The organism is Streptomyces sp. NPDC088725 (assembly GCF_044751305.1).
GTDB lineage: Bacteria > Actinomycetota > Actinomycetes > Streptomycetales > Streptomycetaceae > Streptomyces.
In genome coordinates this window covers 45,211-58,242 of the sequence record NZ_JBIVLO010000004.1, presented here as the reverse complement: position 1 = coordinate 58,242, position 13,032 = coordinate 45,211, and the positions used below count along the sequence as shown (strand labels likewise).

11 protein-coding genes are annotated in these 13,032 nt (G+C 69.0%); 6 read left to right on the top strand and 5 right to left on the bottom strand.

All coding sequences use genetic code 11. The annotated features are described in order from the left end of the window. Positions 1–621 precede the first annotated feature (621 nt). Positions 622–3,819, top strand: a complete 3,198-nt coding sequence (locus ACIP6N_RS10465) for an alpha-L-rhamnosidase (RefSeq protein ID WP_401814504.1) — start codon at positions 622–624, stop codon at positions 3,817–3,819. A gap of 113 nt (positions 3,820–3,932) precedes the next feature. Here the strand turns inward: ACIP6N_RS10465 and ACIP6N_RS10460 are convergent, their stop codons facing one another. Beyond that, positions 3,933–4,547 (bottom strand): DUF998 domain-containing protein, encoded by a 615-nt coding sequence (locus ACIP6N_RS10460; RefSeq protein WP_401814502.1) that lies wholly within the window; start codon positions 4,545–4,547, stop codon positions 3,933–3,935. 318 nt (positions 4,548–4,865) lie between these two features. Here ACIP6N_RS10460 and ACIP6N_RS10455 point away from each other — a divergent pair, with 318 nt between their 5' ends. Further along, a complete protein-coding gene (locus ACIP6N_RS10455; protein WP_401814501.1) occupies positions 4,866–5,369 on the top strand; it encodes a hypothetical protein in 504 nt (167 codons plus the stop codon). Between the two features lie 144 nt (positions 5,370–5,513). On the opposite strand, the gene ACIP6N_RS10450 is transcribed toward ACIP6N_RS10455, so the two are convergent. Further along, entirely contained in the window at positions 5,514–5,723 is a 210-nt protein-coding gene (locus ACIP6N_RS10450) for a DUF6193 family natural product biosynthesis protein (RefSeq protein WP_401814500.1), read from the bottom strand. Positions 5,724–5,937: 214 nt separating this feature from the next. Continuing rightward, a complete protein-coding gene (locus tag ACIP6N_RS10445; protein ID WP_401814498.1) occupies positions 5,938–6,684 on the bottom strand; it encodes a DUF1838 family protein in 747 nt (248 codons plus the stop codon). 294 nt (positions 6,685–6,978) lie between these two features. Here ACIP6N_RS10445 and ACIP6N_RS10440 point away from each other — a divergent pair, with 294 nt between their 5' ends. The 3 genes from ACIP6N_RS10440 (at position 6,979) to ACIP6N_RS10430 (ending at position 10,303) form a co-directional block, all read left to right on the top strand. Beyond that, positions 6,979–7,143: a hypothetical protein gene (locus tag ACIP6N_RS10440; RefSeq protein WP_401814496.1), complete on the top strand. Its 165-nt coding sequence runs from the start codon at positions 6,979–6,981 to the stop codon at positions 7,141–7,143. A gap of 539 nt (positions 7,144–7,682) precedes the next feature. Continuing rightward, positions 7,683–9,257 carry a cryptochrome/photolyase family protein gene (locus ACIP6N_RS10435; RefSeq protein ID WP_401814495.1) on the top strand — a complete coding sequence of 525 codons (1,575 nt, stop codon included), beginning with the start codon at positions 7,683–7,685 and terminating at the stop codon, positions 9,255–9,257. Positions 9,258–9,703: 446 nt separating this feature from the next. Further along, positions 9,704–10,303, top strand: a complete 600-nt coding sequence (locus ACIP6N_RS10430) for a hypothetical protein (RefSeq protein ID WP_401814493.1) — start codon at positions 9,704–9,706, stop codon at positions 10,301–10,303. Between the two features lie 392 nt (positions 10,304–10,695). Here the strand turns inward: ACIP6N_RS10430 and ACIP6N_RS10425 are convergent, their stop codons facing one another. Continuing rightward, positions 10,696–10,854 (bottom strand): hypothetical protein, encoded by a 159-nt coding sequence (locus tag ACIP6N_RS10425; protein WP_401814491.1) that lies wholly within the window; start codon positions 10,852–10,854, stop codon positions 10,696–10,698. Positions 10,855–11,391: 537 nt separating this feature from the next. Here ACIP6N_RS10425 and ACIP6N_RS10420 point away from each other — a divergent pair. Continuing rightward, the gene (locus ACIP6N_RS10420) at positions 11,392–11,916 is read left to right on the top strand and encodes a UTRA domain-containing protein (RefSeq protein ID WP_401815208.1); all 525 of its coding nucleotides are present in this window, start codon (positions 11,392–11,394) and stop codon (positions 11,914–11,916) included. 246 nt (positions 11,917–12,162) lie between these two features. On the opposite strand, the gene ACIP6N_RS10415 is transcribed toward ACIP6N_RS10420, so the two are convergent. Next, positions 12,163–12,909 (bottom strand): D-Ala-D-Ala carboxypeptidase family metallohydrolase, encoded by a 747-nt coding sequence (locus ACIP6N_RS10415; protein WP_401814489.1) that lies wholly within the window; start codon positions 12,907–12,909, stop codon positions 12,163–12,165. Between the last annotated feature and the right edge of the window lie 123 nt (positions 12,910–13,032).

Sequence of the window (13,032 nt, the reverse complement as noted above, 5' to 3'; positions counted from 1 at the left end):
GGTGGTGACGTGCGGCGCCGTTGTGGCCGTGGTGGTGGATGACGCGGGCGTGCGTCAGCGGGCCGTCGTCGCGTTCCGGACGCCGTCGCGGTGGCGGGATCAGGGGGCGGATTTCAGCGGCGAGGTCGAACGCGCCGCCCAGGACGCCATCCGTGCCGGGCGGCCGCGCACGGCCAGGGGCCGGCCGCGGCGCCGCGCTGTCCTCGGCTCGGGATCACGCGTCATGGCCGCACATCGAATGGGCCCACAGGGCAATGGTGTTGATGGCCGGCGGGGTGGTGGCCGGCGTGGCCTGTCGGGCGGTCTCGGCAGGCTGCCTGATGCGGCGGTGCGCCAGAGTCCGCCCGCTCGTGAAAACGCCGCGTCGCCAGGCGAGGCGAAGGGCGTGCCGACGGCAGGCGGCGCCCGACCGCGTACCCCTGTGCCCTGACCCGGCTGCCGCTCCGGATGTGAATCCTTTCAACAAGCGGAAGCTAGGGCCTCGCCGGCATCCGCGTCAATGGATCCGCCGCAAAAACAGGCAGTCCCTGAAAGTCACACAGAACTCTTGACAGTGTGCGTGCGTCACTCTAGTTTCGCGGCTCGTGAAACGATTCATTGCCGAGTCGTGACGGAGCCAAGATGATCAGCAGAAGACGACTGCTCACCACCACCGGAGCGGCCATGGCGGCGGCCGCCGTCGCCGGTATGGCGCCGGCCGCCCGAGCCGCCGAGCGCGGCAGGCGCGAAGTGGACGCCGTACGCGTCGGCGGTGCGACCGTCGAGTACGTCAAGCAGCCCCTCGGACTCGACGTGGAGCGGCCGCGGTTGAGCTGGCCGCTGGAATCCGGCGAAGCCGATCAGACGCAGAGCGCCTACCAAGTGCGCGTCGCCACGGCCCCGGAGCGTCTGGAGGACCCCGACGTCTGGGACAGCGGCAAGGTCGCGTCCCCGGAGTCGGCGCTCGTCGCCTACGGAGGCCCGCCGCTCCAGGCCCGTACGCGCTACCACTGGTCGGTGCGCGTATGGGACGCCGACGACACGGCCTCCGAGTGGAGTGAGCCCTCCTGGTGGGAGACCGGCCTCACCGGGGCGTCCGACTGGACCGCGCAGTGGATCGGCGCACCGGCCTCGCTCGGTGCCCCGCCCGCGCTGAACAGCGCGTCGTGGATCTGGTTCCCGGAGGGCGACCCGGCGAACAGCGCCCCGGCCGGGACCCGTTGGTTCCGCGGCCGCGTCGATGTCCCGGACGGTGTCACCCGCGCGCGCGTCGTCCTGACCGCCGACGACGGCTATACGGCTTACGTGAACGGCACGCGGATCGCGCAGACCGAGCCGGACGGTCCGGCGGAGAACTGGAAGCGGCCGGGCGTCTTCGATGTCACCGGCCAACTGAGCGCGGGCGCCAACGTGATCAGCGTCGCCGCGACCAACGCGTCCGAGAGTCCCGCGGGTCTGCTCGGCCTGCTGGAGGTGACCACGGCGGACGGCTCCACGACCTTCGCCACCGGCGCCTCCTGGAAGACCACCGACCAGGAACCGCCGGGCGACTGGCAGTCCGCCGGTTACGACGACAGCGGCTGGGCGGCGGCCAGGGAGCTGGCCGCGTGGGGCGCGGGCCCCTGGGGCGAAGTGGCTCCCGCCGCCGCTCCCGCCGTACAACTCCGCCACGAATTCCCGTTGCCGGAAAAGGCAGTTGCCCACGCACGGCTGTACTCGACGGCGCTCGGCGTGTACGAGGCCCACCTCAACGGCGAGCGCGTCGGCGAGGACCAACTCGCCCCCGGCTGGACCGATTACCACAAGCGGGTCCAGTACCAGACGTACGACGTCACGGGCCTGCTCACCTCCGGCGCCAACGCGCTCGCGGTGACCGTCGCGAATGGCTGGTATGCGGGGAACATCGCCTCGTTCGGCCCGCATCAGTACGGCGAAAGGCCATCCTTCATGGCCCAGTTGGAGGTGACGTACACCGACGGCTCGACCGACCGGATCGTGTCCGACACCGGCTGGCGCGTCGCGACGGGTCCGGTGACCGACGCCGATCTGCTGATGGGCGAGCACTACGACGCCCGCCTGGAGACGCCCGGATGGACCAGTACCGGCTTCGACATGTCCGGATGGGCACAGGCCGAGAAGACCGACGGCGTCACCGCGCGACTGGTCGCCGAAGTCGACGGCGCCGTACGCGTGGAGCGGGAGATCTCCGCCGTGTCGGTGACCGAACCGTCCCCAGGCGCCTACGTGTTCGACCTCGGCCAGAACATGGTCGGCGCGGTCCGGCTGCGCGTCTCCGGCGACGCGGGAACGACGGTGCGACTGCGCCACGCCGAAGTGCTCAACCCCGACGGCACGGTCTACACGACCAACCTCCGCACCGCCGTGGCGACCGACACGTACACCCTGTCGGGCGATGGCGAGGAGACGTACGAACCACACTTCACCTTCCACGGCTTCCGCTACGTCGAGGTGACCGGCTACCCGGGAACGCCGGCGCTGAACGCGGTCGTGGGACGGGTCATCCACACCTCGGCACCGTTCACGATGAGCTTCCGGACCGACGTCCCGATGCTCAACCAGCTCCACAGCAACATCACCTGGGGCCAGCGCGGCAACTTCCTCTCCGTCCCCACCGACACACCGGCACGCGACGAACGGCTCGGCTGGACCGGCGACATCAACGTCTTCGCGCCCACCGCCGCCTACACGATGGAATCGGCGCGATTCCTCACGAAGTGGCTCACCGACCTGCGCGACAGCCAGACGTCCGAGGGCAGTTTCACCGACGTGGCCCCCGCCGTCGGCCCCGGCGGCAACGGCTCGGCCGGCTGGGGAGACGCGGGCGTCACCGTGCCGTGGGCGCTGTATCAGGCGTACGGCGACCTGCGCGTGCTCGAACAGGCGTGGGACGCGATGCTCCGGTGGCTCGACTACCTGCGCGCACACAGCAGCGGCCTGCTGCGCCCCGCGGACGGCTTCGGCGACTGGCTCAACATCGAGGACGAGACCCCCAAGGACGTCATCGGCACGGCGTACTTCGCCCACAGCGCGGACCTCGTCGCGCGCGCGGCCGAGGCGCTGGGCAAGGACCCGGCGCCCTACCGGACCCTCTTCCAGCAGATCACCGACGCGTTCCGCACCGCGTACGTCACGGCGGGCGGCCGGATCAAGGGCGACACCCAGACCGCGTACGTCCTGGCCCTGTCCATGGACCTGCTGGCCGACGCCGACCGCGCCCCGGCCGCGGACCGTCTCGTCCAGCTCATCGAGGCCAAGGACTGGCACCTCTCCACGGGCTTCCTCGGCACCCCGCGCCTGCTGCCCGTACTCACCGCCACCGGACACACCGACGTCGCCTACCGGCTGCTGCTCCAGCGGACGTTCCCGAGCTGGGGCTACCAGATCGACAAGGGCGCCACGACGATGTGGGAGCGCTGGGACTCCATCAGGCCGGACGGCACCTTCCAGGACGCCGGCATGAACTCCTTCAACCACTACGCGTACGGCTCGGTCGGCGAGTGGATGTACGCGAACATCGCGGGCATCGCTCCGGCGGCCCCGGGATTCCGCAGGATAACCATCAGACCGCGCCCCGGCGGCGGTGTGACGCAGGCCGAGGCCCGCTTCGACTCGGTCTACGGCCCCATCACCACCCGGTGGACCACGGAGGGAGGCTTCGACCTCACGGTCTCGGTGCCCCCGAACACCACCGCGGAGGTATGGGTCCCGACCGAGAAGGCGGCCAAGGCCACGCGCCACGGCACGGCGAAGCTGCTGAGAACGGCGGAGGGCTGCGCCGTCTACGCGGCAGGCTCAGGCACCCACCACTTCACGGCCTGACCAACCACCCTCCGAGGCCCCCGTCCACCAGGCCGGGGGCGCCGACCACCAGGCCGGGGCCCCGTCCACCAGGCCGGGGCCCCGGAGAACCCCTGCCGCGCCTGAAGCGCGCGTCATCCGCGGCTGAACCACGGCGCAGATTCGCTGCGCGCGGGATGGCGCGCGCACGACACGACAACGAGCAGGGGCCACAGGGCCTGAGCGAACGTCAGAGCGCGTTCCGCGATTCCGGCGATCCCCTGAATCGCCACTTCGACCAGGAACCAGACCGCGCCCGCGGCCATCAGCGCGGTCACCGCGATCGCCACGGTGGGCTGGAGCGCCCAGGGGGCGATGCCACTGCGATCGGCGGCCAGCACCGGCCACCCGGCCAGCAGCACAAACCCGACCGTGACCACCGCGCCATGTCCGAAAGAACCCCCGGAGGGCGGGGCGGGGGCCAATGTCAGCACCATCGCGGCCACCCCGCCGGCGGCGAGGGCCGCCCGCCCGGCGAGCGCGGCACCGCGGAGCCCTTGGGCGGTGACCATGTAACAGACGCCCAGGGCGATCATCATGCCGGTCATCACCCAGTAGCCGGGAGCACCATAAGCCGCCAGAACACTGATCGTCTTGGTACTGGGGTTGTAGCCGGGCCCCTGCAACCTCTCCGCGGTCGTCCAGCCGGCAACCAACAGGACTGGAGCCAACCCCGCCGAGAGCAACGCCCACCAGGGTACAAGTCGCATCAGGCCACCATAAGGCGGTTTGTTTTCTTTCCTCCCGATATACGCGCGGGCGACCGGAGGGGCGCTGTCGTGTTCGATCGGCCGTTGCGGGGGAGCGTCGGGCCGTCACGGCGAGCGAGCGCCGGGCCCGCCGACGGACATGACACCTTGGCCAGGATCATGGGACGAGGCAATCTGTACGCCCGCCTCCGGCCGGTCCGCCGTACGGTGACGCGGTACCCGGCGCGGGGCGACCTTCAGCCGCGCCAACGGGCCCCGTCCGGTCGCACGCAAGCCGACGGAAGCCGACGGGAGCCGACGGAAGCGATGGGAGCAGCTGTGGAAATCACAGGCAGTTCGAGCGACTTCATCGCGGATGCGGCCTTGCCCGCGGTGATGAAGCGGTTCATCCAGCGGCAGCTCCGACGCTGGCCCGGCCTGTTCCTCTACGCGGAGCCCTTCGCCATATCGGATCTGACCGACTGGAGGCTCCCGGATCCCGATGACGACGGCTTTCCCAACGTCATCACCTTCTCTGCCGGGCAGGAAATGGAAGGCTTCTGGGAGGAGCACGGATACGCCCTCAATTCCAGCGGAGAGGGGCCGTTCTCGATCTTCTACCACCTGCGCGCACAGCCGCTCCGCGCACGCCGGGTAACGCAAGTCGAGTGCGCCGATTCGGAGGATACGCAGGCTGCGGAGGGTATCGGCCTGCTTCTGTCCACCTATTTCACGGTCAGCCTCGTCACCCCGGAGGATCCGGCGAGGGATCCGTTCTCGGGTTCAGTGCTCAACGATTTCCTGCTGTCGTACGAAGAAGCCGTGGGCGAGCGCCGCACATAAGGTAGAGCGAGTCGCCCTGGCATACGAATAGGGTGCAACTGTACGGTTCGGTGTCTCACACCGTCGTCCCTCGTCCTGAACCCAGTGCTGAACCCGCCACCGAGCCACGTATCCCGGAGTACCCCACGGATACGACGTCAGCGGTCACAGGTCGTCCGGTGAGCCGTCGACAGCCGGCCCGCAGTCCTCGGGGAGATGGGCGGCGATCAGCGCGTAGGCATCCTCTGCCGTGTCTGCCTCTCCGATGAGTGTGTTGTCGGACGTGCGGCGCACTCGGTAACCGCCGACGGCCTCAGGGATAGCGGTTCCGACGTCGTGTGTCCACGGATATTCGGTGCACCGGCTCAAGTACATAACCCCGTGGCTGACATGGGGAAGAGACTCCGCAGCGACGGGTGCCCGTAAGCCGTGCGGGGAGCGATCGGGTCGATCCGCTCCGGGCCACAGGACAGTACGTCTCCCCATTCCGCGGCCACGACGTCCGCCGAATCCTGTGACACGTCAGTGCTTTTCATGAACAGTTGCCTCACGTGTTCGAGGGTTTGACAGAACAGGCCTGACGGGGACGTTACTTCGGCGGGTTGAGCTTGCGGAAGTACGTCCAGCTGGTCTCGTTCGGCTCGCTCCACTTCTCCGGGGCCCGGGCGAACTCCGGCTGGTGGTCGGCGATATAAGCGCGGGTGCGCTCGGGGACCTCGGCGTACGACCCGAGTTTGCGGCCCCGGCAGTGGAAGGTGAGTCCGCCGGGCGTTTGGCCGCGGGCCATCCACGGGAGCCACGGGGACATCCGGGTCCACGACATGGTGGCCGGGACGCTGGGCGCCGGGCCGGAGAGGTCGGCGCGGTCGGCGAAGAACTGGAACAGCTCCAAGGCCCTGTACGTGTCGCCGGCGGAGTGGGAGGGGTACTGGGCCACCGGCAGGGGCGAGGGGTAGGCCAGTGGGATCTCCAGGCTGAAGCAGACCTGTTCGCCCAGCTCGGTCGTCGGGATCGGGAAAGGGCGCCACTTCTGGTTCGCCGGGTCGTTCCAGACGTGCGTCACCGGCAGGTCCTGCCAGGTCTCCAGGATCGCGCGGGTAACGGGGTCCAGGTAGAAGGCGGCCTCCCGGGTGAGGAGTTGGCAGGTGTCCGGGCCGTCTTCCGCGTCCTGGACAAGGCGGGCCACGTTGACCCCTTCGAAGCCGAAGACGCGCTGGTAGGGCTCGTCGGGGGCCCAGGCGTACACGTCTCCGGACCACCAGTAGGTGACCTCCTCGCCGTCGAGCGAGGCCCGGGTGCGGGCGAAGGAGCGGAGCAGCTCAGCGGGTGTCGTCATACGGAGCACTCTGCGCGATGTCGGCTCCGCCCGGAGGGGAAACACCCGGACGGGAAACAACCCCGGAGGGGAAACACCCCGGCCGGCGCGGAAGCGGCTGGAAGAGGCTGCTCCCTTCGCCGACGTCGAGCCGGCGTCCGCCGGGAAGGACGAGACCGAGGCCGCCGCCGAGCAGGAGCTCGCCGGTGCCATTAGCGAGAGGCAGCCGGGCACGCCGGACCTGGAGGTTGCGCGGCTAACCCGCGGCTGCGTCAAGGTCCCTGCGTCATCAACGAACGAGCGCAGAAGGATGCCATGAGCAAGAAGAAAACCAGTAAGGCGACGCAGGGTGCGGACGTCAAGATCAAGGTGGGAGTCCGCCTTCGGGTTTCGCCGCGTGGACAGGTTCGTCCGACAGTGCGTCTGTTGGCCATGGTGGTCGTGCTGATCGTGTTGAACGTGCTGGGCTATCTGCTCTGACTCGATGCGGGTGCCGGGTGCCGGGTGCCGGGTGCCGGGTGCCGGGTGCCGCAACCGGAAGGTTCCGGCCCCGGCACCCGGCCAGTTGCGGCACCGGCCGCTTGCGCCACCCCGGCCACACCGGATCGGGCGATGCCGCCGTCATTGCCGTGCGGGACGGCGCGCAAGGGCCGGTCACCCTGGAGTCGGGGACGTCCCGGAGGCGGGACGAATACACGGCCCGGCCCACCGGCCGGATACGCCACGGAAGTCACAAGCCAGGCAAGTGTGAGAGCACGCGCCGTGCGGCGGGGGCCGGTTGACGAGTCCGGTCGCCGGTGCCACGCGTGCACCGGCCTGGCGGAGTGTCGGCGTACGGGTGCCACTGGAGGCTGACAGCATCAGTGAAGCGGCGGATTCGATCCTCGCCGCGCAGCGCGTCGGCCCCTCTCCGGTCAACTGCCCCGGCGTCTCCGACTCGCTCCCGTCCCCGTCCCCGTCCCGCCGTCACCCCGGCGCCGCACCCGCGCGCGGACAACGACCGTGAGAGGCAGAACCCCATGGCGCCACGCACCCACTGGCTGTTCGGGGACCAACTCGGTCCGCATTTCCTCGACCCCCACCACGGCGGCCCCGACGCCCAGGCCCCGGCGGTCATGATCGAGGCGCGCTCGGTGCTGCGCCGGCGGCGTTTCCACCGCGCCAAAGCTCATCTGGTGCTCTCGGCGATGCGCCACCGTGCCGCCGAACTCGGCGACCGGGTCACCTACGTCCGGGCCGAGACGTACGCCGAGGGCCTGGAACGGGCCGCCCCGCACCCCGCACCTCGCCGGTCAAGCACTCGGCACGGGAGCGCGAACCCCTCGCGTAAGCGCGCGGCCGGTGACCGGCTGACGGTCTGCCACCCCACCTCGCGCCGGGCGCTGGACTTCGCCGTCGCGCGGAAGGAGGTGGAGGTCCTGCCGGCGAGAGGCTTCATGGTGAGTCACGACGACTTCGCGGAGTGGGCCGGCCGTGGCAGCGGACAGGGTCTGCGACTGGAGAGCTTCTACCGCTGGGTGCGCGGGCGGCACGACCTGCTTATGGACGGCGGCGAGCCCGTCGGCGGCCGGTGGAACCTCGACCACGACAACCGCGAACCCCCACCGCGCCGACGGGAGACCCTTGACGTCCGGGGTCCCTGGCGGCCGCGCGAGGACGCCATCGACGAGGAAGTCCGCCACGACCTCGACCGGTGGGAACGCGACGGTGAGGTCTCCTTCGTCGGGCGTGACGGGCCAAGGCTCTTCCCCGCCACCCGGCGCGAGGCACTGTCCGCGCTGCGGCACTTCATCACTCACCGGCTGCCGGACTTCGGCCGCTACGAGGACGCCATGCTCGCGGCCGACCCGGTGATGAGCCACAGCCTGCTGTCCGTACCCCTGAACCTCGGCCTCCTCGACCCGGCCGAATGCGTGGAACGCGCTGAGCGCGCCTACCGCGACGGCGACGCGCCCCTCAACAGCGTCGAGGGCTTCGTCCGGCAGATCGCCGGCTGGCGCGAGTACGTCTGGCACCTGTACTGGCACTTCGGCGAGGACTACCGTCACCGCAACGCATTGCGTCACACCGCCCCGCTGCCGGACTGGTTCCTCCACCTGGACGCCGACGCGGTCACCGCCAACTGCCTGTCCACCGTGCTCGCCCAGGTACGGGACACCGGCTGGACCCACCACATCCCGCGCCTGATGGTGCTCGGCAGCCGCGCCCTCCAGGACGGCTGGGACCCGGCCGCCGTCACCGACTGGTTCCACCGGTGCTTCGTCGACGGCTACGACTGGGTGATGCTTCCCAACGTCGTCGGCATGTCCCAATACGCGGACGGCGGCCTGATGACCACCAAGCCCTATACGTCCGGCGGCGCCTACATCCACAGGATGAGCGATCTGTGCGGCCCCTGCGCCTACCGTCCCACGCACCGCACCGGCGACCGCGCCTGTCCCTACACCGCCGGATACTGGGCCTTCCTGCACCGCCACCGCGACCGGCTGGCCGCCAACAACCGCATGGCCCGCGCGGTCAAGGGGCTCGACCGGCTCGAAGACCTGCCGGAACTCCTCGACACGACCGCGCGACGCGGCGACACACCTCCCTGACTCCCCGAAAGGGGGTGCTCAGCCGTACGAGCTGACGCGGCGGGCCGCGCCCAGGCCGGGTCGGAGCCCAGGCCGGGTCGGCGGGGTCCGCGCCGGGTCGGCGGGGTCCGGGCCGGGTGGACTTCCGGGGGGCACGGGGGCGTCGTCACAGCGCGCGCTGCGGGCGCGACAAGGCGGCATGTGTCTGTTTTTCTGCCATTCGGTCGAGTCCGCTCGCATTCAGTTCGGCGATCGACTTTATTGCCGAAAATGCCGTCGAACCGGGTGGGCCACCTCTCGGGCTCCACGGATTTCCTCTGTGGGTGTCATTTTCCCCAGGATCAATTACTCGCAGGGTCGACCGGTGCGGCCGTAGACATGAAGGCATCCGTGACGGAAACTGGCTGATCATTTTCGTGGTAGAGTCTTAATGGATTTACCGGACGCCGCAAAAAAAGGGGAATGGCGTGAATACCGAGAAGGTCACGGCTCGACGTCTTACGACCGAGGAAGCTTCGGAGCTGGGTCTCCAGGACGGCATCTTCGTCTCGGCAGAGATGGATGGCCTTCCTCTCGACTGCTACTCCCCGGCTTTCCTTACGAAGCCGGGTAAGAATTTTGAGGGAGGGTCCTTCACTGCGAGGACGAGCTTCGGTGAGGAAGTCCACATCCTCCCGGACAATGCCGAAGAGCGCGGGATCTGGGTCGCCGACAAGACGGGGGAGGAAATCGAAGTTCTCCAGAGTGCCGGCATCCTCCTGAACCTCGCTCTCTTCGTGCCCGACGGGAGCAAGGAATCCCTGGAGTTGCTGTACTCCGCCGCACGGGACGCGTTCGGCGCTGGCGTCGTTCAGCGCTGGAGCGAGGAATCCGTAGAGGTGCCCGACGTCAAGGTCGACCTCTACGAGGAGCCGGCCCGCGGACGGAAGAACGCGAACGGCCAGAACCGCGACCGCCGCGCCCTGGACATCTACCCGACCCGCGTACGGTTCCTGGAGCCCAGCGACGGCTGGAAGTTCATCGTCGAACCGCACAAGGAGATCGTCGACGAAACCCCGACGATCTGACCTGACAGTGGCCTAGGAGCCACGCCGACGGCACGGGACCCCGGTGGTGAGTGCAAGAAGGCGTGGCGGATCCGCCGCTCAAGCCGCTGTTGTCAGCAGCTCAACGAAACGCTCGGCCGGAGTCCTCCGGCCGAGCGTTTCGCGTGGGCGCGCGTCGCGCTCCGCGGCGACGGCGACGCGACGGCGCCCGGACGGTCGCTTGCGCCCCGACCGCCGGCGCCTCCGCATCATGACGCCCTGGCCGTCACAGCGATTCGGGGCCTCAGGGAGCGCGGGCCAGGATCGAAATAGCCGAATGCGCGACCGCGCCGGCACAGGGATCGATTATCGCATTCGCATATCGCTACAAGTGCACGGGGAATCGGACCGGATCGCCGATATGAGGCTGCGTATCAGAAATCGATGATGCAACGGAGAGAAGAATCGCCGCCGGACAAGGAAATATTTTCGGCGAATGCTTCGGAAATGTCATTCATCACCACCGGTTCGCATTCTTCGGCCAGCGGCGACCGGAATTCCCTCGTGAGATTTCCACATGCACCGACGGTCATCGAATGCCTTCAATGTGAATCTTCAGAGGCGCGCGTCCGGACTCCAGAAATTCCGGAGTATTCCCTTCGGCTGAGGTGTCGGAAGGCTGTGTCCGCGTCTGCCGCGAGACAATGGCGCGTTTTTCGGAGTTCAGGCCATTTTCGACGTGAAGTCGTTGCCGCATCGCCGTCCTGCGCGGATTTTTAAAACCGGCAGCTCGACCGCCACAATCGAAGGCGGGAGGGTTCAGCGAAAATGACCCCCGGACTGAAAACTGACCGCGTCCAGTCGGCCGCAGCCATCACGTCGACCGCCCACGGCCGTCACAGGTTCACAGGTCGGAGAGGCTGCGCGCCCGGCAGCAGCTTGAGGAGGAAACGCCCGCACCAGGAAGGCCTGGAGGTCCTGGAGGCCCTGGGCAGTCTCCCGCTGACCGGTCCGCGCCCAGTGGCCCAGAGGCATGGCCCGCCGCGCCCTCCCCGCGATCCCGCTGTCCGCCCGACCGGCTCCGCGTGCGTACCGGGCCTGGCGCCCGGTGACGGCTCCCATCTGCGAACATCCCATGCGTCGACCATCCGAACAACGATCCGACGCCGCTCGACTTCCATCCCGGTGCACCCGAGCCTCTTTCGCTCGCCAGTTACACGAAGGGCGTACGCCGCCAGAACCGCGGGCCGGGGCGGAATCTCATCGGGCTCGACCGATTTCCCTGCCCCGCCGTTCTGGCGGCAGATGCGGGCGTCCGGACCGGTGAACCGGTCTGGCACCTGGAGCGCGTGCTGCTCGCGGACGACGAACGAGTCGGGCTGGAGAGCACATACGTGTCGGTCGCCCGCGTCCCGCGCCTGGGAGCCGACTTCGAGCCGGACTCGTCCTTCTACTCCTACTTGCGCGACGTCGTCGGCGTGCCCTTCGGAGACGCGGTCGCCGTCAAGTCGTACACCGCGGACGTCATCTCACAGCCGCAGTCCCTGACCCTGACCACCCCGCCCGGAGCGGCCAACGTCAGCTTCCGCTTCCGCTGCACCGGCAGCAACAACTGGTACTGGGTGATCGACGGTGTGAAGGTCACGACGAAGTAAGCATGTGACATGCGCGGAAGGCCCAGGTCTCCGACCTGGGCCTTCCGTGTGGAGCGGGTGCCGGGAACCGAACTCGCTCTCTGGGCTTGCTGACGGGCGGGCCCGCGTGTGCGAAGAACCGCGTGTCAGTGAAGTCGGCACCGCGCCCTGAGCTTGGGGATCACGGGTGTTTCGTTGCTCCCCCGCCGTTCGGGCTCGGTACAAGGAGCCGCGGGCACGGCGCCGTTCGCGAAGAGGTGCGGGGCGTCAGATCGTGCCGTCCTGCCACCACCAGGCCCGGCCGAGGTCGGCCCTGCTGTCGACGTGCTGGTGGTCCTCGGTGTACGTCTCCAACCCGGAGAAGCCGCAGGTTTCGGCCTTCTGGTAGACGGTCCGGTTGGGCACGCCGGGGACATCCAGGTCCGCCGCGGTGCCGTAGAGGTGCATGCTGTCGCTGGCGCCGCCGACCTGGGCGTTGTGCGCGATGCTGCGGAAGCCGGAGTTGACGGTGATGGGTACGTTGCCGAGCTTCTTGCGCAGGGCTTCGAGCTTGTACATCGTGCGCCGCGCGTTCTCCTTGGTCGCGGCGGTGCTCAGCTTGCCGCCGGCGAAGGTACCGCTGACCCGGTCGGTGAACTCGCTGAAGTTGAAGTGCGCCGTCGAGCCGTCCGACTGCTCCAGGGCGTTGAGCTGTGCGTGCGTCGCGGGGCCGGCGACGCCGTCGGCGCCGAGGCCGTAGGCCGCCTGAAACCGGCGCACCGCCGCGGCGGTGGCGGGGCCGAAGCTTCCGTCGATGCCGACGGCGCTGTGGCTCGGGCTGTCCGCGGCCCAGCCCGCGACTCTGATCTGCAGTTCGGTCACGTCTGCGCCGGTGGCTCCCTGGCTGAGTGTGCGCGACCAGGTGTACGCCTGGGCCGTGCCCGACAACAGCGTCGGGACGAGCACGGCACCGACGCCGGTGGCCAGCGCACCCCGGATGACGGTACGGCGGTCGAAAGCGCGGGAAGAGTTCATCTTCGTCCTCTCACAAGCGGGTTCATCAGAGCTGTGGACGGAACACAGGCCGGTGGAGCTCGACCCGCGCCAGTGTCATGGGTATGCGGGCCGTGCGGAAGAGGGCGCAGGGCCCGGCTTTCC